This window comes from Tepidimonas sp., from assembly GCF_046292505.1.
Classification (GTDB): Bacteria; Pseudomonadota; Gammaproteobacteria; order Burkholderiales; family Burkholderiaceae_C; genus Tepidimonas.
Genome location: NZ_JBKBQX010000001.1, coordinates 272,054 through 293,711 on the forward strand (window position 1 = coordinate 272,054; position 21,658 = coordinate 293,711).

The window sequence follows — 21,658 nt, forward strand, 5'->3', positions numbered from 1 at the left end:
GGTGGAGCGCGGCGGCTCAGAGGCCGCGCGCCTTGAGCTTGGCGTCCAGCCGCGGAAAGACGCGGCGGGCGTTGGTCTCGAACACCTTGCGCCGCGCGGCCTCGTCCAGGTGCGGCGTGGCCAGCACGTAGCGCTTGGTGTCGTCGTAGTGGTGGCCGGTCTCGGGGTCGATGCCGCGCACGGCGCCGATCATCTCGCTGGCGAACAAGATGTTGTCCACCGGCACCACGCGTGTGAGCAGGTCGATGCCCGGCTGGTGGTAGACGCAGGTGTCGAAAAACACGTTGCCGAGCAGGTGCTGCTGCAGCGGGGGTTTTTTCAGCTCCTGCGCCAGCCCGCGGTAGCGGCCCCAGTGGTACGGCGCGGCGCCACCGCCATGCGGAATCAGGAACTTGAGCGTCGGAAAGTCCTTGAACAGGTCGCCCTGGATCAGCTGCATGAACGCCGTGGTGTCGGCGTTGATGTAGTGCGCCCCGGTGGTGTGGAAGCACGCGTTGCACGAGGTGCTGACGTGGATCATGGCCGGGATGTCGTACTCGACCATCACCTCGTAGATCGGGTACCACCAGCGGTCGGTCAGCGGCGGCTCGCGCCAGTGGCCTCCGGAGGGGTCGGGGTTGAGGTTCAGGCCGACGAAGCCGTACTGCTCGACGCACTTGCGCAGCTCGGGGATGCAGGTGCGCGGATCGACGCCGGGCGACTGCGGCAGCATCGCCGCGCCGACGAAGTGCTCGGGGAAGAGCTGCGTGACGCGGTAGACCAGCTCGTTGCAGATCGCCGCCCACGTGGCCGAGGTGTTGAAGTCGCCGATGTGGTGTGCCATGAAGCTGGCGCGCGGGCTGAAGACGGTCAGGTCGCTGCCGCGCTCGCGCATCTTGGCAAGCTGGTTGGTCTCGATCGATTCGCGGATGGCGTCGTCGGGAATCTGCAAGTCGGCCGCGGTGGGCGCGACGGCAGGGTCTTGCAGGCCGGCGATCTGGCGGTTGCGCCAGTCTTCCAGCGCCTTGGGCGCCGTGGTGTAGTGGCCGTGGACGTCGATGACGAGCGGGGGTCGCATGGGGTATTCCTGGGGAAGCGGACAGGGATCACGCCGGGCGCATGCCCTGGCGGCGTATCGCGGCCTCGGCGGCTGGCGAGGCCATGAAGGCCAGCAGCGCGCGCACCGCCTCCGGTTGCTGGCTGGTGCGGGCCACGGCGCCGGAAAACACGGTGACGATGCCGATTTCGGGCGGCAGGGTGCCCAGCAACCGGATGCCCTGGACGTGGATGAGCTCGCTCAGTTGCTGAAAACCCAGATCGATGTCGCCGCGCGCCAGCAACATGCCCACGGGCACGCCCGGTGGGGGCACCACCAGCTTGGGCGCGACCAGGTCCGCGATGCCCCAGCGCGCAAAGCGCTGCGCCAGCGCCTGCCCGCTCGGGCCGGTCGAATACCCGATGCGACGAGCGGCCAACACCGCGGCACGCACCGCGGCCTCGGTGCCGATGTCTGGCACCGGGGCATCGGCGCGCACCGCCACGCCGACCTCCGAGCGCACCAAATCGACCCGACTGCCGGACAGCAGATGGCCGGTCGCCATCAAGCGGTCGATGGCATCGGCCGCCAAAATCACCACATCCACGGCCTCGCCCGCCTCGACGCGGCGGGCGGCATCGACCCCGCCGAGCGACTCGATGGCTACCGGGCCGCCGCCGGCGGCACGCCACGCCTGCACCAAGTCGGCCAGCACCAGCCGCGTCGCCATGGAGGACAGGCCACGCAAGGGGGGTGCGGCAACGACCGACGGCTGAGAATCGGGCATGGGCGGGATGGCTGTGTCGAGGGTCACAGGGCACCATTCTGGCGCGGATTCGGTTATGCCAGAATACACTAGCCAGACTATCTGGTATCAAAATATTGCATAACAGGAACCGCCGTCGCGGCGGGATGGCCGTGGACCTGAAACAGTTGGAATACTTCGTGCGCGTGGCGGAGCTGGGCAGTTTTACGCGTGCGGCGCACGCCCTGGGCATCGCCCAACCCGCGCTGAGTCGGCAGATCCGCCAACTGGAGGTCGAGCTGCGCCACAACCTGCTGTTGCGCAACGGCCGCGGAGCCATCCCGACCGAAGCGGGTCAGGTGCTGCTGGCGCACGGGCGCGGCATCCTGCACCAGGTCGAACGTGCCCGGGAGGAGCTGGGCCGCGTGCGCGGGGCGTTGGCGGGGCGCGTGGCCATCGGCCTGCCACCCAGCCTGGCGCGTCTGCTGGCGGTGCCGCTGACGCGCGCTTTCCGCCGTGCCCTGCCCGAAGCCACACTCACCATCGCCGAGGGCCTGTCCGCCGCCATGTGGGATCAGGTGCACCAAGGCCGGCTCGACCTGGCACTGGTCTACAACCCGCCCGTGTCGGCCGACCACCAGGTCGAGCCGCTGTTCCACGAGACGCTGGCGCTGGTACAGGCCCGTCCGCCAGGGCTGGCCGACGATCCATCCCTGCCCATTCCCCTGGCCGACGTCGCCGCCCTGCCCTTGATCATCCCCAGCCGCCCCAACGCGCTGCGCATGCAGGTGGAGACGGCCCTGGCGGCGCTGGGACACAAGCCGCATGTGGTGCTGGAAATCGACGGCGTGGCCGCGATTCTGGAATTGGTGGCCGAGGGGCTGGGCTGCGCCATCCTGTCGTCGCATGCGGTGGCGAGCTGGACGAGACCGAGCGCCCTGCAAACCCGCCCGATCACCCAGCCCGAGTTGCGCCCGCGCGTGGCGCTGGTCAGCAGCGCCCACCGGCCCGGCACGCGCACCCAACAGGCCGCGGCCGATGTGATCCGCGCGTTGTGCAAGGAGCGCCTGGGCGCGATCAGCGGGTAGGAGCCTCCTCGCGCGGGCGCCGTGTCGCCAGCAGCGCATCCGCCCACTGCTCCCAAACCGCCGGATCGCTGACCCCGCCAAACGCGCCGTCGCGCCGCAGCACCGCCATCCAGTCGTCCTTGTCGGCGATGGCACGGGCCATCTGCGGCTCGAAGCCCGCCTCGGCCACGGTGCGGGCGACTTCGCGCATCTCCTCCGCGCGGCGCTGACCGTGCTGCGCCACCCGGCTGTAAAAATACGCTGCCTGCGCCGGCCAGTCGATGCCCGGAAACGTCTCTTGCAGGGTGGCGATCATCGCCTGCTCCACCCCGTAGTGGCGGGCCGCGGTGAAGCTCTCGATGACCAAGGCCTCCAACCCCTTGATCATGACGCTGCGGCACATCTTGGTGGCCGACGCCACGCCCAGGCGGTCGGAGGCGACCTGCACCTGCATGCCCCAGCCCTGGACGATGGGCTGCAACGCCGCCGCATGGGGGCCGCCCAGCAACATGGGTACGCGAATGCCGTAGGGCGGCACCGAAGTCATCACGCCGGCCTCCACGTAGCGCCCGCCGGCCGACTCGATGGCGGCAGCCGCCTGCTGCTTGGTGCCCGGCGAGGCGGAGTTCAGATCCAAAAACCACGTGCCCGGCCGCAGATGCCGGGCCGCCTCCTGCGCGACGGCCAGCGTGTTGGCCGCCGTCACGGCGCAGACGATGCATTCGGCCTGAGCACACAGCGCGGCCATGCCGTCGCACGGCTGCACACCGGCCGCCTGGGCGCGCGCGAGCACGGCGTCGCGGGTGTCGGCGTGGGCGAGCTTGACGTCCCAGCCACCCAGCCAACGCAGGCCCTGAGGGGCCAAGGCCCGGCCCAGGATCGTCCCCACTTCCCCCAGCCCGACCAGGCCGACGCGCGTGACCGCCGGCGCGGCCAAGGGGGATTCGACGGTCTGACTCACGACGTCATCCACAGCGCAAACAGGGTGATGCCGGGGAAGGCCGCCAGGATGGCCGTGCGCACCAGATCGCTGATCACGAAAGGCGTGACCCCGCGGTAGGTCTGCACGATCGGCACGCTGCGCGCCATGTTGTTGATGACGAACAGGTTCATCCCCACGGGCGGCGTGATCAGACCGACCTCCACCACGATCAGGACCAGGATGCCGAACCAGATGGCGGTTTCCTCGGGTGTCATGCCGAAGTCCAACCCCATGATCATCGGGAAGAAGATCGGGATGGTGAGCAGAATCATGGACAGCGAGTCCATGACGCAGCCCAGCAGCAGATAAATCACCAGAATCAGGGTGAGCACCAGCCACGGGCTCAGTCCCTGGCCGATGACCCATTGGGCCAGCTCCTGCGGCAGTTGCGACAACGCCAGAAAGGTGTTGTACAGCCCGGCACCCAGCACGATCATGAAAATCATGCCCGTGGCGATGGCGGTGCCGTAGATGGCCTCGCGCAGCGTCTTGGCATTGAGCCCGCCCGCCAGCCACGCCGCCAACCCGGTGCCGAAGGCACCGACCGCGGCGCCCTCGGTCGGGGTGAAAATGCCGCTGTAAATCCCGCCCACCACCGACAGGAAGATGACGATCACCGGCCAGGTGCTGCCCAGGGCTTTCCAGCGCTCGGCCATGGGCACGGGCGCCATGCGCCCAGCACTGTCGGGCTTGAGGCGCACATAGATCGAAATCACGATGATGTAGCCAATGGCGGCCAAAATGCCCGGCACGAACGCTGCGAGGAACAGCTTGGCGATGTTTTGCTCCGTCAGGATGGCATAGATGACCAACACCACCGATGGCGGGATGAGGATGCCGAGCGTGCCGCCCGCGGCCAGACAGGCCGTGGACAGGGCACCGGAATAGCCGGCGCGCCGCAGCTCGGGCAACGCCACCTGCGCCATGGTGGCCGCCGTGGCCAGCGACGAGCCGCAAATGGCCCCGAAGCCCGCACAGGCCCCGACGGCAGCCATCGCCACGCCACCCTTGTAGTGGCCGATCCAGGCCTCCGCCGCCTTGAACAGCGACCGCGACAGCCCCCCCAGCGCGGCAAACTGCCCCATCAGCAGGAACAGCGGAATCACCGACAGGTTGTAGTTGGAAAAGGTGGTGAACGTCACCTGCTTGAGCTGATTGAGCAGCGGCACCGGGGTGCCATACACCAGGTACGCCCCGACCAGACCGCACACGGCCATGGCCAGCCCGATGGGCACGCGAATGAAGATCAGCGCCAGCAGGACCGGAAACGACCACGCGGCCAGTTCGATTCCCGTCATCTCAATGCACCCCCGCGGATTCGACCGGCCAACCCTCGGGATAGCGCGCCAGTCCGAGATTGATCAACGTCTTGGTGATGTAGGCCAGGCAGCCGATGACCGCGCCCACGAAACAGGCGGCATAGGCCCACCACACCGGCATTTGCAGGATGAAGGTGGTCTCCAGGTACTCGCGCTTTTCGAGCATGCCGTCCCACAGCTTCCAGGTCAGTGCCAGCCACAAGGCCAGCATCAAAACATCGCACACCATCGAGACCGTTTTTTGCAAAAAGGCCGGCAGGTGGTTGTAGAGCAGGTCCACGGTCGCATGCCCGCCGCGCAGGTAGGTCCACGGCAGGAACAAAAACACCGCCACGCCCGTGCCGACTTCCACCAGTTCGAAATCGCCCGGCACCGGACCGAGCCCCACGCCGGAGAGCGCCCGGCCGGTGATGCTGGCCACGCTCATGAGCGTGATGACGCACAGCACCACGCCGCCCACGATAGCCGACCAGCGCGCGAGTCGAAATACCCAAGTCGTCATGTTGATCTTCTCGTCTGTGAGGCGCCCCGGCGCGGGGGCCGCAGTTGGCAAAACGCGCATGGCGAATCGCCATGCGCGCGCCCACTGCACGACAGTTTACTTGGCGTACTTGGCCAGCAGGGCGCGGGCCTCGCTCGCGAGTTGCGCTCCATCGATGCCCTTGGACCGGACTTCCTTGACCCAGTCGTCTTCGACGCTGCCTGCGGTGCGCAGCCAGCGCTGGGTCTCGGCCAGCTCGAGCTGCGTGATCTTGTTGCCGGCCTTGGCGGCGATCTCCCGACCGCTCTTGTCACCCTGGTCCATGGCCTTGCCGAAGAAGGCCGACGTCTCCGCCCCGGCGTTGTCGTCGATGACTTTCTTGAGATCGGGCGGCAGCGACTCGTACTTGGCCTTGTTCATCGAAAACGCAAAAGCCATGTTGTAGAGCGCCTTGTCGCCGGCGAAGGTCGTGTGGTTCTTGACGATCTCGTGCACGCGCAGGGACGGCCCCACCTCCCAGGGAATGGTGGTGCCGTCGATCACACCCTTGGACAGCGCCTCGGTGACCTGCGGCACGGGCATGCCCACAGGGGTGGCACCCAACTTGGTCAGCATGTTGTTGACGATGCGCGTGCCGCCGCGGATCTTCATGCCGCGCACGCTCTCCAGCCCCGTGACGGGCTGCTTGGTGTGGAACAGGCCCGGGCCGTGGGTGTGCACCGCAATCAGCTTGACGTCCTTGAACTCGTCGGCCGCGAAGCGCTGCGCAAACTCCCAGGCGGCACGCGAAGTGATCTCACCGGCGCGCTCGTTGTTCGGGGTGATGAAGGGCAGCTCGAACACCTCCATCTTCGGGAAACGGCCGGGGGTGTAGCCCAGCACCGTCCACGTCACATCGGCCACGCCGTCGCGTGCCTGGTCGAACAACTGCGCGGGCGTGCCGCCCATCTGCATGGCCGGAAAGATCTGCACCTTGATGCGGCCGCCGGACTCGGCCTCGATCTTTTTGGCCCACGGCTCGATGGCCAGGCGCGGCACATTGGCCTGCGCCGGCAAAAAGTGGTGCACGCGCAGCGTCACCTGCTGTGCCCACGCGGCACCGGCCAGCAGCGCGCCACCGAGGGCGACGGTCAGTGCACGAAGCGACCAGGGGGTTTTCATGTCATGTCTCCTGCGGATTGCGATGGCGCGGGTGGCCGCGCGGGGGTGGATGCGCCGAAAATAAACAGCACACTGACGATTAATGCAATGAATCAATCGGCGTGCCGGCCTCAAACCTCGGGGTTTGCCCGAGGTGCTCGGGACCGCCGGCTCAACGGTCGAGCGCATGAACTGTAGTGCTTGCCGTTGGCTTGCAAAATTGCCATGACAGACAAACTGCTATAGCAAACCGCAATACCCGGTACCGCTGCAAACCACGGACCGGAGCGCGGCCCTCCGGTGCCTGGGCACCGCCCACACCATCAGCCACGGGCGGGCAGTACCGTGCCTCGGCATTCGCCAAAACCGATGCGCGCCGCCCGTGGCGCTTCGCACCAGCCGCGCAACACAACCGTGTCGCCGTCCTCCAGAAAGGTGCGCTGCTCGCCACCGGGCAGGCTCAGGGGCTGTTTGCCGCCGAGCGTGAGCTCAATGAAGGCCGCCGCCTGCTCCAGCGTCGGGCCGGAGAGCGTGCCGGTGCCCAACAAATCCCCCGGCTGCAGATTGCAGCCATTGACCGTGTGGTGGGCCACCATCTGCGCCACCGTCCAATAGGCGTGCCGGTAGCTGGTCTGCGCGACCACGTGGTCAGCCATCCCCTGCTCGCGCATGCGCGGCGTCTGCCAGCCGATCGACAGGCGGATGTCGAAGGCCCCCTGCGCGCGGTTGGCCGGATCGTCCAAGTACGGCAGTGGCTGGGGGTCGGTGACCGGCCGCTCGAAGGGGACGCGGTACGGGGCGAGCGCCTCCAGGGTCACGACCCAGGGCGAGATCGTGGTGGCAAAGTTCTTGGCCAGGAACGGCCCGAGCGGCTGGTATTCCCAGGCCTGGATGTCGCGCGCCGACCAGTCGTTGAGCAGCACGATGCCGAACACATGCGACTCGGCCTGGGCCACCGGGATCGCGTCACCCATGGCGTTGCCGGGCCCGACGAAGACGCCCAGTTCCAGTTCGATGTCCAGCCGCCGGCTGGGCGCGAGGGTGGGCGCCTCGGCGTCCGGCGCTTTGACCTGGCCGCGCGGGCGGTGGAAGGCCTGCGGGGACACCCCGATGCTGGAGCTGCGGCCGTGGTAGCCGATGGGTACCCATTTGTAGTTGGGCAGCAGCGGGTTGTCGGGCCGGAACTGGCGGCCGATGTTGGTGGCGTGGTGAACCGAGGTGTAGAAATCGGTGTAGTCGCCGATGCGGGCCGGCAGCCCGTACTCCGCCTCGGCCTGGGGCACCAGACAGGGCTCGATGACGGCGCGCTGGGGGCTGCCCTCGCGCAGCGCCCGCGACAGGCCCAGCCGCAGTGCGCTCCAGTGGGCAGGGCCCAAGGCCATCAGCGCATTGAGCTGCGGCTGCGCGGCCGCAGCGAGCGCCTCGGCGGCGAGGCCTTCGAACGGGTGGGCCCGGTGCAGCGCCGCCAGATCGACGATGGCGTCGCCGATCGCCACCCCGCCGCGCCAGGATTCGCCGCGATCGCGGCGGCGAAAGCTGGCAAACGGCAGGTTCTGGATGGGAAAGTCGTGACCGGGGCGGTTGGCACCGTCCACCCAGCTGCGCAGGGCGGGGTCGTGGGTTTCGTTGAGCAAGGACATGGGCGACAAGGGCGTGTGCGGAGGTATCGCGCTCGAAGGCATCTGGCCGGCGCGGCGTTCAGCCCACCGTCGCGAGGGTGTTGGCGCGGGCCAGCGCGATCGCCTCGGAGAGCACGGCGCGGTCGCCGACGTGGTTGGCCAGAATCAGCACGAGCTTGGCCAAAAACATCTCCGCCTGCTCGTCCTGGAGGTCGCGCTGGGCGTGGATCAGCTCCTCGTAGAAGGCGTCGGGCTCGGCGATGTGGGGTTGGCGGTTCAAAGGCATGGCAGGTCTCCGAGGGACGGGGGCGTCGCGGAAAGCGGCATCAGGCCAGGGCATGACCCAGCGCCCGCGCCAGCGCGGCCTCGACCGCGGCGCGGTCGAAGCGGCGCCAGCGGGCTGCGACGTACTGGTCGGGGCGGATCAGGTACACCGTGCCCGGCTGACCATCGTAGCGCTGGGTGAGCACGCCAGCGCGGTCGATCAGGTCGCGCCCGACCTGCAGGACCTGGGCCTCGACGCCGCCGACGCGCACCGGCTCGGCGGGCCCGAAGCTCAGCAGCACGAAACCGCGGCCCAATAGGTTGAGCAGCCAGCCCGGCTGGCCGTCGACTTCGACCGGGGCATCGGCGCAGTTGGTTCCGGGCGTCATGCGGCCGGCGAACGATTCGGCATCCGGCGTGTTGAGCGGCGAATGCACGTAGGGCGTCGGCGTCGACAGCCGCCCGCTGTTGACCAGCGGACGCGCGAACGGCTCGGTGCGCGCCAGCTCCAGCACCGCGTTGCGCAGGCGCAGCGAGGTGCGGCTCTTGGGCGTGATGAAGTCGGTGGAGCGCGTGGAATTGAGCAGGTTGTCGTCGGCAGCAAAGGCGCGCTCGTCGTGGTAGGTGTCCAGCAGGGCCTCGGGCGCCTGGCCGGCCAGCACCGCCGCCAGCTTCCAGCTCAGGTTGTCGCAGTCCTGCACGCCGCTGTTGGCGCCGCGCGCCCCAAACGGCGAGACCTGGTGCGCCGCATCCCCCGCGAAGATCACCCGCCCGTGGCGGAAGCGGTCGATGCGCCGGCAGGCGAACTGGTACACCGACACCCACTCCAGCTCGAATGGCACGTCCGGCCCCAACATGGCCTGGATGCGCGGGATGACGCGCTCGGGCTTCTTCTCCTCGTTGGGGTCGGCGTCCCAGCCGAGCTGGAAGTCGATGCGCCAGACGTTGTCGCACTGCTTGTGCAGCAGCACGCTCTGGCCACGGTGGAACGGCGGGTCGAACCAGAACCAGCGCTCGGTCGGGAAGTCCGCCTTCATCACCACGTCGGCGATCAGGAAGCGGTCCTGAAAGAACTGGCCGGTGAAGTCCGCGCCGATCATGCGGCGCGTGTCACTGCTGGCGCCGTCGCAGGCGATCAGCCACGCGGCCTCCATCTTGAAGATGCCGTCGGGCGTCTCGATCGTCAGCACCACGTGGTCGGCCTGCGGCTCCAGCGCCAGCACCTTGTGCTTCCAGCGCAGGTCCACCAAGGGCGACTCGTCGCAGGCGCGCACCAGCCGCTCCTCCAGGTAGTACTGCTGCAGGTTGATCATCGCCGGCATCTTGTGGTGGTCCTCCGGCAGCAGGTCGAACTGATAGACCAGTTCGTCGCGGAAGAACACCTTGCCCACCTTCCACTGGATCCCCTGGGCGACGAAGTCCTCGGCCACCCCCAAGCGGTCCCAGATCTCCAGCGGCCGCTTGGCGTAGCACACCGCACGCGAGCCGACGCTGACCGTGTTGTTGTCGTCGAGCACGACGGTGGGGATGCCGCGAGCAGCACAGTCCAAGGCCTGAGTCATGCCCACGGGGCCGGCGCCGATGACAACCACCGGGTGGCGCACGCGCCGGCCATCGCGCTGCTCATCGCTTTGCCGGTAGGCGTACTGCGGATAGGTGTAGGTGTGCAACATGGTCAGTCGACGGCGTGGAACTCTTTTTCGTGCATCCAGGCGGCGTGCTTGGGCGCCCGCTTGGTCCGGGCCCATTCGTCCAGCATCTCCCACTTCACGGCGTCGAGTTTTTCGTACATGTCCGGCGTGCCGACGTCGGCCGCCAGCTCGATGCGGTGACCGTTGGGATCGAAGAAGTAGATGCTCTTGAAGATGGTGTGGTCGGTGACGCCGACGACGGGGATGCCAGCCGACTCCAGCCGAGCCTTGGTTTCCTCCAGCGTCTGCACGCTGTCCACCTTGAAGGCGATGTGCTGCACCCACTCGGGGGTGTTGGTGTCGCGCCCCATGGCCGGCGAGTTGGGCAGTTCAAAGAACGCCAGGACGTTGCCCTGCCCGGCGTCGAGGAACACATGCATATACGGGTCCGGCGCCTTGGTGGAGGGCACCTGGTCCTCGGCGATGGCCAGCACGAAATTCATATTCAGGTGCTTGACGTACCACTCGACGGTTTCCTTGGCGTCCTTGCAGCGGTAGGCGACGTGGTGGATGCGTTGAATCTGCATGGTCGGTCTCCTCTCGGGTGGCGAAGGCGGCATCAGCCTTCCAGGGTTTCCCACATCTGACGGTCGCGCTCTGCCGTCCAGATGCGGGGGTCGGGGTATTGCGTGGCCTCGTCGTAGCAGCGCGTGACGTCGAACGGCATGCAGTGGTCGAAGATCACCCAGTGACCATACTTGGGCTTGAGCCGGGCATACGTATCTTTGTAGACGGTGTGGAGGTCCTTGCCCGCGGCCACGCCCTCGCGGACACAGGCATAGACGTCCGAGATGAAGGCTTTGGTGCCGGCCAGCCCCTGCTGCACCTGCTCGGGCGTGGTCAGCGCCGCGCCGCGGCCGGGCACGAGCTTTTCGGGCTGGAGCGCGGCGATGTTGTCCAGCGTCTGCGGCCAGTCGCGGAAGTAGGCATCGCCGGCGTAGGGCGTCGCGTCGAACTCCACCAGATCGCCGCTGAACAGGATCCGCTCCTGCGGCAACCACGCCACCGTGTCGCCCTTAGTGTGGCCGCGGCCCAGCTGCAGCAGCTGCACCTCCAGCTTGCCCAGCCAGATCGTCATCTTGCCGGTGAAGGTGATGGTGGGCCAGGTCAGCCCCGGAGGCACCGACTCCACCGCCCGGAACAGGCGCGGAAAGCGCCCGATCTCGCTGGCCTTGTCCTGCTCGCCGCGCTCGACGATCAGGTCGTAGGTGTCCTGGCTGGCGATGATGTGCTCGGGCTGGTAGGCGCTGGCGCCCAGCACGCGCACCGCGTGGTAGTGGCTCAGCACCACGTACTTGATCGGCTTGTCGGTGACCTCGCGGATGCGGCGGATCACGTCCTGCGCCATCACCGGCGTGGCCTGGGTGTCGATCACCATCACGGCGTCGTCGCCGATGATGACGCCGGTGTTGGGGTCGCCCTCGGCGGTGTAGGCGTAGGCGTGGTCGGACAGCTTGGTGAAGCTGACCTGCTTGTCCTGCAGGTCAGCCTGGCTGGCAAAGGCTTTGGTGCTCATCGGGAGACTCCGTGGGTGGAGGCCGGAAATTTATCCATGCCTAACGCATTTGTCATACAACAATCGCGATGATACGCGAGGTCGTTGTACCATGTCTAACGAATTCGACTAAGTAAAAACCCCTACGCCGGCGCGCCCGAGCAGCCCAACCGGCGAATCGACAATGATCGACATGAACCCTGCACGACACCCCTCCCCGGCGACGGACGGCAGTTTGGGCGATGAGTCCGAGTCGCGCGGACCGCGCGGCATCCAGAGCGTGGAGGTGGGGGGCCAGTTGCTCAAGGCCCTGGTGCGCAGCGGCTCGGCCCTACCACTGAAGGACTTGGCGCGCGCCGCAGGCATGGCGGCGGCCAAGGCACACCCCTATTTGGTGAGCTTTGGCAGGATCGGCTTGGTCGAGCAGGACCCGGTCAGTGGTCACTACGGCCTGGGGCCACTGGCTTTGCAGTTGGGTCTGATCGGGCTGCAACAGGTGGACCCGGTGCGGCTGGCGGTGGCCGAGCTGCCGGCGCTAGCGCGCACGCTCGGCTGCACGGTATCGGTCGCCGTGTGGGGGCCGGTGGGCCCCATCATCGTGCACGTGGAGCTGGCCCCCACGCCGGTGCATGTGGCCATGCGGCACGGCACGCCCGCCTCGCTGCGCCACACGGGCACGGGCAAAATCTTCGCCGCCTTTGCGCCCCCCGCGGCGGTGACCGAGGCCCTGGCACGCGAGGGCGAAACGCATGCCCTGCAGGATCCGGCCTTCGTGGCCGAGCTGGAGGCGATCCGCCGCGAGCGCCTGAGCCGCGTGCGCGACGAGCTGCTGCCGGGCATCAGCGCGATGGCAGTGCCCGTGTTCGACGGCTTTGGCCGCCTGGCCCTGGCCATCGCCGCCATCGGCCCCAGCGCCTTGCTCGACCTGAGCCCTGACAGTGCGCAAGCCCAAGCCCTGCGCGCAGCTGCCGAACGGCTGTCACAACGGCTCGGGGCCATTGGCAGCCTGTGACCGTCGCGCGGGATCAGCGGCCTTCGAAGCGGGCGCGGCGGCGCTCGGCAAACGCGGCCCGGCCCTCGGCGAAGTCGGCGCTGGCGTGCGTGGCCAGCTCGCGCGCGCGCCAATCGTCCGGGCGACGCTCGCCCAAGGCGATGTCCAGCAGCGTCTGTTTCATGCCTTGGACGGCCAGCGGCGCCAGGGCGAGCACTTGCGCACACCGGCGGCGCACGGCGGTGTCCAAGTCGGCGGGCTCGACCAGCTCATCCAAGTAGCCCAGTGCCAGCAGCTCGGCCGCGCCCAGCGGCTCCGCGAACAGGAAAAGCCGCCGCGCCGCCGACAACCCGAGCGTGGCCACGCAACGGCGCATGCCGCTCGGATAGTAGTGCAACCCCAGTGCGGCAGCGGGCATGCGCAGCTCCATCCCCTGGACGCCGATGCGAAAGTCGCACGCCAAGGCCAGGTCGGTGGCCCCGCCATAGACGCTGCCGGCCAAGGCCGCTAACGTGACCGGACGGGCCCGGGCGAGCGCGTCGGCCGCGTGGGCAAAGGCATCGACGGCTGCCCCGGCATCGGCCCCGAATCCACCCAGATGGAAACCGGCACTGAACACCGGTGCATCCGGCAGCACGCGCGCGTTGAGCACGAGCACACGCACCGAGGCGTCGCGGTTGGCCGACTCGACATGGCGCACCAGTGCGCGCAAGTCTTCGCCATGCAGACGGTTGCGGTGGCGCGGGCGGTTGAGGGTGATCGTGGCCACACCGTCGTGAACCGCGTAGAGAGGGGTGGAGGCATCGTCGTGCATGGCAGGGGAGTATGCCGCGCCCGCTCGGGCTCTTCGGGTGGCCCTGGGATCGGAGGCGATGGCGTCTGCGGGTTTTCCCGGATCCGAAACGGGGTGTGAAACCGCTACATTCGCCATATCGTTATTTTTTGTAACTGTATTCATGAATGCCACCCCCGATCTCCAAGCCGTCGACGTCACCCTGGACGGCGCCGTCGCCATCGTGCGGCTGCGCCGGCCGGCCAAGCGCAATGCCCTGTCGGACGGGCTGATCCTCGCGCTGCGCCAAACCTTCGAAACCCTGCCGGAGGCCGCGCGCGCCGCGGTCATCTGCGGCGAGGGCGAGCACTTCTGCGCCGGGCTGGATCTGGCGGAGCTGCGCGAGCGCGACGCCGTGGAGGGCCTGCACCACTCGCGGCTGTGGCACGCCGCCTTCGACGCCATCGAGCGCGGACGCGTGCCGGTGGTGGCGGCGCTGCACGGCGCGGTGGTGGGCGGCGGGCTGGAGCTGGCCAGTGCCTGCCATGTGCGCGTGGCTGACGACAGCGCCTACTTCGCGCTGCCGGAGGGCACGCGGGGCATCTTCGTCGGCGGCAGCGGCGCGGTGCGCATCCCGCGCCTGATCGGCGTGGCGCGCATGATGGACATGATGCTGACCGGCCGCGTGCTCGGCGCCGACGAGGCCGAGCGGGCCGGGCTGGTGCAGTACCGCGTGCCGGCCGGCCAAGCGCTGGCCAAGGCGCTGGAGCTGGCGCGGCGCATCGCCGCCAATGCCCCGATGACCAACTACGCGCTGATGCACGCGCTGCCACGCATCGCCGAGCAGGCCAGCGACCACGGGCTGTTCACCGAGGCGCTGATCTCCGCCATCGCCCAGGCCGCCCCCGAGGCCAAGGCGCGCCTGCGCGACTTCCTGGAGGGGCGCGCCGCCAAGGTGCGCCCGGGCGGCTGACCGCGGCGGGCGCCGCCCGCCCCTCACACGACCAGAACCACGAGGACCGAGGAGACATGAGCCGCGAACCGCACCTTCCCCCCGAGGTGGCGCAGGCGCCGTTTCGGCCGCTGCGCTTTGGTGTCACGCGCGTGCAGGTGCGCGACGGCCCCGCCGGGGTGCATTACCTGCGCGCCGAGCAGGCCTTGCAACCCTACCCGGCGCGCATGACCGACCGGCTGCGCCACTGGGCACGCGAGCGCCCGCAGCGCACGCTGTTCGCCCGCCGGCGCCGCCACGTCGCGGCCGATGGCACGGTGACGCTGGGCGACTGGGAACACGTCACCTGGGCCCAGGCCTGGGCCACGGCGCGCGCGCTGGCGCAGGCGCTGCTGCAGCGCGACCTGTCGGCCGAACGCCCGGTGCTGATCCTGAGCGAGAACAGCTTGGAGCACGCGCTGCTGGCACTGGGCTGCATGGTGGCCGGCGTGCCCTGGGCGCCGGTCTCGCCCGCCTACTCGCTGCTGAGCAGCGATTTCGCCAAGCTGCGCCACGTGTGGGCGACGCTGACGCCGGGCCTGGTGTTCGCGCAGGATGCGCGCTACGCGCGCGCCATCGGGGCGGTGGTGCCGCCGCAGGTGGAGGTGGTGTTGGCCGAGGGCACCCTGCCCGACCGCCCGGTGACGCCTTACGCGGCACTGGCGGCCACCGAGCCGACCGCGGCGGTGGAGGCCGCCATCGAGGCCACCGGGCCGGACACCATCGTGAAGTTTCTCTTCACCAGCGGCTCGACCAAGGCGCCCAAGGCCGTCATCAACACGCACCGCATGTGGTGCGCCAACCAGCAGCAAATGACGCAGTCGATGCCGGTGCTGGCCAAAGGCGACCTGGTGCTGGTGGACTGGCTGCCGTGGAACCACACGTTTGGCGGTAACCACAACGTCGGCATGGTGCTCTACCACGGCGGCACGCTCTACATCGACGACGGCAAACCCACCCCGGCGCTGATCGGCGAGACGCTGCGCAACCTGCGCGAGGTCGCCCCCAGCATCTATTTCAACGTGCCGGTGGGCTTCGAGGCGATCGCCCACGCGATGAAGACCGACGACGCCCTGCGTCGCACCCTGCTGTCGCGCGTGCGCATGTTCTTCTATGCCGGCGCGGCGCTGGCCCAACCCATCTGGGACAGCCTGTACGAGAGCGAGGTGCGCGAAACCGGCGAGCGCATCGTCATGACCTCCGGCCTGGGTATGACGGAGTCGGGGCCGTTTGCGCTCTTCGTCACCAGCCCGGATGTGCTCGCGGGCGACCTGGGCATCCCCACCCCGGGCCTGGAAGTGAAGCTGGTGGACATCGAGGGCAAGACCGAGGTGCGCTACCGCGGCCCCAACGTCACGCCCGGCTACTGGCGCAACCCCGACGAGACCGCCGCCGCCTTCGACGAGGAAGGGTTCTTCCGCTCGGGCGACGCGGTACGCTGGATCGACGAGACCGACGTGCACCGCGGCCTGCGCTTCGACGGCCGCATCGCGGAGGACTTCAAGCTCGCCACCGGCACCTTCGTCAGCGTGGGCCCGTTGCGCGCACGCCTGATCGCGGCCGGCGCGCCCTACGTGCAGGACGCCGTGATCACGGGTCTGAACCGCCATGAGGTCGGCGCCCTGGTCTTCCCGACGCCGCGCGTGCGCGAACTGTGCCCGCTGCCGGCCGACGCCTCGCTGCACGAGGTGGTCGAGCACCCGGCGGTGCTGGCGCACTTCCAGCGCGTGGTCGACGAGCTGGCGCGCCAGGCCACCGGCAGCGCCAACCGCATCGCCCGGCTGGTGCTGCTGGCCGACCCGCCAAGCCTCGACCGCGGCGAGATCACCGACAAGGGCTCGATCAACCAGCGCGCGGTGCTCACGCACCGGGCCGACACGGTGGACAAGCTCTACGACGACGCGCTGTGCCACATCGTCAAGCCCACGGTACAGCCCCCGACCGACCTGCCCTCCACGAGGACCTTGCCATGACCGACCCCCTGCGCCAGCCGCGCGGCCTGTTCAACCGCTTCGACGACTGCTGGATCCTGGACGGCGCGCGCACGCCGATGGTGGACTACTGCGGCGTCTTCGGCGGCCTGTCGCCCACCGACCTGGGCATCCACGCGGCGCGCGCGGCGCTGCGCCGCGCCGACGTCGCGCCAGAAGCGGTCGGCGCGGTGCTGGCCGGCAACATGGCCCCCGGCGACAGCTTCCAGTACATGCTGCCGCGCCACATCGGCCTGTACGCCGGTGTGCCGATCGAGGTGCCGGCGCTGATGGTGCAGCGCATCTGCGGCACCGGCTTCGAGCTGTTCCGCCAGGCCGGGCTGCACCTGCGCGACGGGGTCGACGTGGCGCTGGTGGCGGGCACCGAGAGCATGACGCGCAACCCCATCGCCGCCTTCGAGCACCGCACCGGCTTCAAGCTCGGCGCGCCGGTCAAGTTCGAGGACTTCATGTGGGAGGCGCTGAAGGATCCGGCCGCCGGCGTCGACATGATCAGCACCGCGGAGAACCTGGCGCGCCGCTACCGCATCACCCGCGCCGAGGTGGACGCGTACGCGGCGCGCTCGTTCGAGCGCGCGCTGGCGGCACAGTCGAGTGGCTTTTTGGCGGGCGAGATCGAGCCCGTCACCCCCACCACGTTCGAGCGCGAGGGCTACGCGCCGCGGGCGCTGCGCCTGCCGCCGAAAGTGGAGCGCGTGGACACCGACACCCACCCGCGCCCCTCGCCGCCGGAGGCGCTGGCGCGCCTGCGCCCGGTGCACCCGGGCGGGGTGCAGACGGCCGGCAACAGCTCGGCGCTGGTGGATGCGGCCGCGGCCGCCGTCGTGGCGGGCGGCGCGTTCACCCGCGACTGGCGCGCGCGCACCGGCCGCTCGCCGCTGGCGCGCGTGGTGGCCGCTGCGGTGGTGGGCGTGCCGCCGGAGATCATGGGCATCGGCCCGGCGCCGGCCATCCGCCTGCTGCTGCAGCGCACGGGGCTGCCGCTGGAAGCCATCGACCGCTTCGAGATCAACGAGGCGCAGGGCGCGCAGGTGCTGGCGGTGGTGCGCGAGCTGGGGCTGGACGAGGCGCGCCTGAACGTCAACGGCGGCGCCATCGCGCTGGGGCATCCGCTGGCGGCCACCGGCGTGCGGCTGACGCTGACCTGCGCGCGCGCGCTGCGCGCCTGCGGTGGGCGCTACGGCGTGGCGTCGGCCTGCATCGGCGGCGGCCAGGGCATCGCGCTGCTGCTGGAAAACCCCGACGCTGCCACCGCCGCCTGATCGAACACCCACCCCCAACGTTGGGCCGCCCTCCCCGCGGCCCCCCAGGAGACACCGATGCAACTGAATGGACAAACCGCCCTGGTCACCGGCGCCGGCTCCGGCCTCGGCGAGGCCACGGCGCGCGAGCTGGCCGCCCGTGGCGCACGCGTGGCCGTCATCGACCTGTCGGGCGAGGCCGCCGCGCGCGTCGCCGCGGACTTGAACGCCGTCCATGGCGCCGGCACGGCACTGGCGCTGGCCGCCGATGTCGCCAGCGCCGACGGCCTGCGCGACGCCTTTGCCCAGGCCACCGCGACGCTCGGCCCGGCGCGCATCCTGATGCATGTGGCGGGCATCGGCACCGCGCGGCGCATCGTCGGCAAGGACGGCCAGCCCGCGCCGCTGGAGGATTTCGAGCGCGTCGTGCGCGTCAACCTGATCGGCACCTACAACGCCGCGCGTCTGTTTTCCGCCGCCTGCGCCGCCCTGCCCCCGCTGGAAGACGGCGAACGCGGCGTGATGGTGTTCACCGCCTCGGTGGCGGCCTTCGACGGCCAGGTCGGCCAGCAGGCCTACAGCGCCTCCAAGGGCGGCGTCGTCGGCATGACGCTGCCCATGGCGCGCGACCTAGCCCAGCATGGCATTCGCGTCTGCACCATCGCGCCCGGGCTGTTCGACACGCCGCTGATGCGCACCCTGCCCGAGGCGGTGCAGCACTCGCTGGCGGCCAGCATCCCGTTCCCGGCGCGGCTGGGCCGCCCGCAGGAGTTTGCCGATCTGGCCTGCCACATCGTCACCAACGGCCACCTCAACGGCGAGGTGATCCGTCTGGACGGCGCGCTGCGCCTGCCCCCGCGCTGAACCTTGTTGACACCACGACCATGAGCAAGACCACGGTCTACGAGGTAGAGGTGATGTTCGGCGACTGCGACCCGGCCGGCATCGTCTTCTTCCCCAACTTCAGCAAGTGGATGGATGCAGCGTCGCTGCACTTCTTCGTGCAGTGCGGCGTGCCGCCCTGGCGCGAGCTGGTCAAGACGCGCGGCATCATCGGCACGCCGCTGCTGGAGATCCACACCCGCTTCCTCAAGCCCGCCACCTACGGCGAGCGCCTGCAGGTGCACACGCGGGTGGAGGAATGGCGCGAGAAGGTCTTCATCCAGCACCACGTGGTGCGCCGCGGCGACGACGTGCTGTGCGAGGGGCGCGAGACGCGCGCCTTCTGCGTCCGCCACCCGGACGACCCGAACCGCATCAAGGCGATCCCGATCCCGGCGGACATCCGCGCCCTGTGCGGAGGCTGAAGCGATGACGCAGCCCTATCGCCCCGACGCGGCGCTGTCCGCGCGCTGGCTGCTGGACGTGCTGGATGCCCCGGCCGTCTGGCGCGAGCTGCCGGCGCTGGCCGAGCACGCCGACGCCGACCTCACGCGCCAGGTGCTGGAGGAGGCCGCCACCTTCGTGCACGAAGTGGTGGCGCCGCTGAACCGCGTTGGCGACGAGATCGGTGCGCGCTGGCACGACGGTGCGGTGACGATGCCGCCGGGCTTTCGCGACGCCTACGAGGCGTTCTGGCGCGCCGGCTGGCCGGCGCTGTCGGCCCCGCCGGCGCTGGGCGGCCAGGGGTTGCCGGTGGCGCTGGCGTTCGTGCTGTACGAGTGGCTCAGCGCCGCCAACCACGGCTGGACCATGGCGCCGGGCCTGCTGCATGGCGCGGTGGAATGTCTGCGCCACCACGCCAGCCCCGCGCTGCAGGCGCGCTACCTGCCCCAGCTGGTCAGCGGCGAGTGGCTGGCCACCATGGCGCTGACCGAGCCGCACGCCGGCAGCGACCTGGGCCTGGTGCGCACGCGCGCCACACCGACCGGCGACGACGGCTACCGGATCGAGGGGACGAAGATCTTCATCTCCGGCGGCGAGCACGACCTGACCGACAACATCGTGCACCTGGTGCTGGCACGCCTGCCCGAGGCCCCGCCCGGCTCGAAGGGCCTGAGCCTGTTGCTGGCGCCGAAGTGGCTGCCGGACGGCCGGCGCAACGCCATCGTCTGCGAGCGCATCGAGGCCAAGATGGGCCTGCACGCCAGCCCCACCTGCGTGCTGCGCTTCGATGGCGCCGAGGGCTGGCTGGTCAGTGCGCCGCACCAGGGGCTGGCGGCGATGTTCGTGATGATGAACGCGGCGCGGCTGCACGTGGCGCTGCAGGGCATCGGCCTGCTGGACGCCGCGTGGCAGAAGGCGCACGCCTACGCGCACGAGCGGCGCCAAATGCGCGCGCCACGGCGACGCGACCCCGCGCAGCCAGCCGACCCGATCATCGACCACCCGGCGGTGCGGCGGCTGCTGGATACGCAGCGTGCCTGGATCGACACCGGCCGGCTGCTGGCCTACCGCACGGCGCTGGCGCTGGACGTCGCCCACCACCACCCGGACGGCGCGCGCCGGCAGGCCGCGCAGCGCTGGTGCGCACTGATCACCCCGGTGCTGAAGGCCGCCTGGACCGAGCAGGCCTTCCACGGCGCCAGCGACTGCCTGCAGGTGTTCGGCGGCCACGGCTACGTGCGAGAGTGGGGCATCGAGCAGATCGTGCGCGACGCGCGCGTGACGATGATCTACGAGGGCACCAACGAAATCCAGGCGCAGGATCTGCTGCTGCGCAAGACGCTGCCGGACGGCGGCGCGGCGCTGGCCGCGCTGCTGCACGAGCTGCAGGCCGACGGGCCGGCCGACGCCGCGAGGCAAGCCGGCGCGCAGCGGCTGCACGCGCTGCTTGCCCGGCTGGCCGCGGCCGACGAGGCGCAGCGGCAGGCGCTGCTGCCGGTAGCGGGGGACTTCCTGCGTGCGGTGGCGCTGACGCTGATGGGCTGGGCGCGCACCCGCCTGGGTCGGCATGACGCGGCATGGGAGGGCGAGGTCGGTGCCGCCTTCGACCACTGGGTCTGGCCCGAGCAGGCCTGGCGCTGCGAGATGGTCGAGCGCGCGCTCGGCTAGGCCGTGCGCCAGCGCCGCCGCCAGGCGCCATAGATGCGGTCGGCCAAGCGGTAGCTCGCCGCCTGGTGGGCGGCGGTGGCGGCGCGCATCGCCTCGGGCGCCTGCACCGTCTGCGGGTGCGCGCCGATGGCGCCCGGGTAGACCTCGCCCGGGTTGGCCAGCCAGCTCTCGATCTTCAGCGGCGTGATCTCGATGTGGAACTGCATGCCCAGATGCGGCCCGAGCGCAAACGCCTGCACCGCGCAGGCGTCGGACGCCGCCAGCACACCCGCCCCAGGCGGCAGCGCCACCACGCCGTCGTAGTGCCACTGGTAGACCACCGGGTCCGGATCCTCGCCCAGCCATTCCCGCGCCGCGGCGCTGCCGTCGTGACGGATCGGCAGCCAGCCGATCTCCGGCCGCGGCAGGCGCTCGACCCGCCCCCCCAGCGCGCGCGCCATCAGCTGCGCGCCCAGGCAGTGCCCGAGCACCGGGATGCCGCGCGCAGCGGCCTCGCGGATCAGCGCCTCGGCGTGGCGCAGGCTCGCGCGCTCGTCATTGGCGCTCCACTCCCCGCCCAGCACCGCCAGCGCCCGGTAGCGGGCCACCGAGTCCGGATAGGCCTGCCCGGCCTCGGCGCAGAACACGTCCCAGCGGGCGCCGACGGCGTCCAGCCACGTGGCCAGGTAGCCGGGCGGATCCTCCAGCGTGTGCTGCAACACCAGCACGTCGGCACGGGCTGTGCTGACGGCGGCAGGGGTCGAGAGCGCATCGGTCATGGTGGCCGGCATGGTAGCCGCGACAGGCGCTTCCCCAGCGATCGGCAGGTGCCATTGTCCGCCCCGCGCGGCGGACCACCCCGGCGCGGCTCCCCAGTCCGG

21 protein-coding genes are annotated in these 21,658 nt (G+C 69.9%); 8 read left to right on the forward strand and 13 right to left on the reverse strand.

Annotated features, from left to right (window positions below):
* Window positions 1-16 precede the first annotated feature (16 nt).
* Window positions 17-1,057 carry an amidohydrolase family protein gene (locus tag ACK4TH_RS01180; RefSeq protein WP_409621463.1) on the reverse strand — a complete coding sequence of 347 codons (1,041 nt, stop codon included), beginning with the start codon at window positions 1,055-1,057 and terminating at the stop codon, window positions 17-19.
* Window positions 1,058-1,085: 28 nt separating this feature from the next.
* Window positions 1,086-1,802 carry a substrate-binding domain-containing protein gene (locus tag ACK4TH_RS01185; RefSeq protein ID WP_409621466.1) on the reverse strand — a complete coding sequence of 239 codons (717 nt, stop codon included), beginning with the start codon at window positions 1,800-1,802 and terminating at the stop codon, window positions 1,086-1,088.
* Between the two features lie 131 nt (window positions 1,803-1,933).
* Between ACK4TH_RS01185 and ACK4TH_RS01190 the strand changes: the two genes are divergently transcribed.
* Entirely contained in the window at window positions 1,934-2,848 is a 915-nt protein-coding gene (locus ACK4TH_RS01190) for a LysR substrate-binding domain-containing protein (RefSeq protein ID WP_409621469.1), read from the forward strand.
* On the opposite strand, the gene ACK4TH_RS01195 is transcribed toward ACK4TH_RS01190, so the two are convergent.
* The 9 genes from ACK4TH_RS01195 to ACK4TH_RS01235 all read right to left on the reverse strand — a co-directional run bounded on the left by ACK4TH_RS01195 (window position 2,838) and on the right by ACK4TH_RS01235 (window position 11,839).
* Window positions 2,838-3,788 (reverse strand): DUF1932 domain-containing protein, encoded by a 951-nt coding sequence (locus ACK4TH_RS01195; protein WP_409621472.1) that lies wholly within the window; start codon window positions 3,786-3,788, stop codon window positions 2,838-2,840. The genes ACK4TH_RS01190 and ACK4TH_RS01195 overlap by 11 nt on opposite strands.
* A complete protein-coding gene (locus ACK4TH_RS01200; RefSeq protein WP_409621475.1) occupies window positions 3,785-5,107 on the reverse strand; it encodes a TRAP transporter large permease in 1,323 nt (440 codons plus the stop codon). Before ACK4TH_RS01200 ends, ACK4TH_RS01195 begins: the two co-directional genes overlap by 4 nt.
* Window position 5,108: 1 nt before the next feature.
* Entirely contained in the window at window positions 5,109-5,630 is a 522-nt protein-coding gene (locus ACK4TH_RS01205) for a TRAP transporter small permease (protein WP_409621478.1), read from the reverse strand.
* 96 nt (window positions 5,631-5,726) lie between these two features.
* A complete protein-coding gene (locus tag ACK4TH_RS01210) occupies window positions 5,727-6,770 on the reverse strand; it encodes a TRAP transporter substrate-binding protein (protein WP_409621481.1) in 1,044 nt (347 codons plus the stop codon).
* A gap of 302 nt (window positions 6,771-7,072) precedes the next feature.
* Entirely contained in the window at window positions 7,073-8,389 is a 1,317-nt protein-coding gene (fahA, locus tag ACK4TH_RS01215) for a fumarylacetoacetase (protein WP_409621484.1), read from the reverse strand.
* A gap of 58 nt (window positions 8,390-8,447) precedes the next feature.
* Entirely contained in the window at window positions 8,448-8,654 is a 207-nt protein-coding gene (locus ACK4TH_RS01220) for a DUF2783 domain-containing protein (protein ID WP_409621487.1), read from the reverse strand.
* Between the two features lie 40 nt (window positions 8,655-8,694).
* Window positions 8,695-10,305, reverse strand: a complete 1,611-nt coding sequence (locus tag ACK4TH_RS01225; RefSeq protein WP_409621490.1) for an FAD-dependent oxidoreductase — start codon at window positions 10,303-10,305, stop codon at window positions 8,695-8,697.
* A 2-nt stretch (window positions 10,306-10,307) separates the two neighbouring features.
* Window positions 10,308-10,850, reverse strand: coding sequence for a VOC family protein (locus ACK4TH_RS01230; RefSeq protein ID WP_409621493.1), 543 nt, complete (start codon window positions 10,848-10,850; stop codon window positions 10,308-10,310).
* Between the two features lie 32 nt (window positions 10,851-10,882).
* Window positions 10,883-11,839 (reverse strand): MBL fold metallo-hydrolase, encoded by a 957-nt coding sequence (locus tag ACK4TH_RS01235; RefSeq protein WP_409621496.1) that lies wholly within the window; start codon window positions 11,837-11,839, stop codon window positions 10,883-10,885.
* A 172-nt stretch (window positions 11,840-12,011) separates the two neighbouring features.
* Here ACK4TH_RS01235 and ACK4TH_RS01240 point away from each other — a divergent pair, with 172 nt between their 5' ends.
* Complete coding sequence (locus ACK4TH_RS01240) at window positions 12,012-12,830, forward strand: IclR family transcriptional regulator (RefSeq protein WP_409621499.1); 819 nt, start codon at window positions 12,012-12,014, stop codon at window positions 12,828-12,830.
* A 13-nt stretch (window positions 12,831-12,843) separates the two neighbouring features.
* Here the strand turns inward: ACK4TH_RS01240 and ACK4TH_RS01245 are convergent, their stop codons facing one another.
* A complete protein-coding gene (locus tag ACK4TH_RS01245; RefSeq protein ID WP_409621502.1) occupies window positions 12,844-13,623 on the reverse strand; it encodes an enoyl-CoA hydratase/isomerase family protein in 780 nt (259 codons plus the stop codon).
* Window positions 13,624-13,765: 142 nt separating this feature from the next.
* Here ACK4TH_RS01245 and ACK4TH_RS01250 point away from each other — a divergent pair, with 142 nt between their 5' ends.
* The 6 genes from ACK4TH_RS01250 to ACK4TH_RS01275 are packed head-to-tail and all read left to right on the forward strand — an operon-like array spanning window position 13,766 to window position 20,798.
* Window positions 13,766-14,554, forward strand: a complete 789-nt coding sequence (locus ACK4TH_RS01250) for a crotonase/enoyl-CoA hydratase family protein (RefSeq protein ID WP_409621505.1) — start codon at window positions 13,766-13,768, stop codon at window positions 14,552-14,554.
* A 56-nt stretch (window positions 14,555-14,610) separates the two neighbouring features.
* Window positions 14,611-16,545: a feruloyl-CoA synthase gene (locus ACK4TH_RS01255; RefSeq protein WP_409621508.1), complete on the forward strand. Its 1,935-nt coding sequence runs from the start codon at window positions 14,611-14,613 to the stop codon at window positions 16,543-16,545.
* On the forward strand, window positions 16,542-17,825 hold the full coding sequence (locus ACK4TH_RS01260) for a thiolase family protein (protein ID WP_409621511.1): 1,284 nt from the start codon (window positions 16,542-16,544) through the stop codon (window positions 17,823-17,825). Before ACK4TH_RS01255 ends, ACK4TH_RS01260 begins: the two co-directional genes overlap by 4 nt.
* Window positions 17,826-17,882: 57 nt before the next feature.
* Window positions 17,883-18,668: an SDR family NAD(P)-dependent oxidoreductase gene (locus ACK4TH_RS01265; protein WP_409621514.1), complete on the forward strand. Its 786-nt coding sequence runs from the start codon at window positions 17,883-17,885 to the stop codon at window positions 18,666-18,668.
* A gap of 20 nt (window positions 18,669-18,688) precedes the next feature.
* Window positions 18,689-19,111, forward strand: coding sequence for an acyl-CoA thioesterase (locus tag ACK4TH_RS01270; RefSeq protein ID WP_409621517.1), 423 nt, complete (start codon window positions 18,689-18,691; stop codon window positions 19,109-19,111).
* 4 nt (window positions 19,112-19,115) lie between these two features.
* Window positions 19,116-20,798 carry an acyl-CoA dehydrogenase family protein gene (locus ACK4TH_RS01275; protein WP_409621520.1) on the forward strand — a complete coding sequence of 561 codons (1,683 nt, stop codon included), beginning with the start codon at window positions 19,116-19,118 and terminating at the stop codon, window positions 20,796-20,798.
* Here the strand turns inward: ACK4TH_RS01275 and ACK4TH_RS01280 are convergent.
* Window positions 20,795-21,556: a type 1 glutamine amidotransferase gene (locus ACK4TH_RS01280; RefSeq protein WP_409621523.1), complete on the reverse strand. Its 762-nt coding sequence runs from the start codon at window positions 21,554-21,556 to the stop codon at window positions 20,795-20,797. The genes ACK4TH_RS01275 and ACK4TH_RS01280 overlap by 4 nt on opposite strands.
* Between the last annotated feature and the right edge of the window lie 102 nt (window positions 21,557-21,658).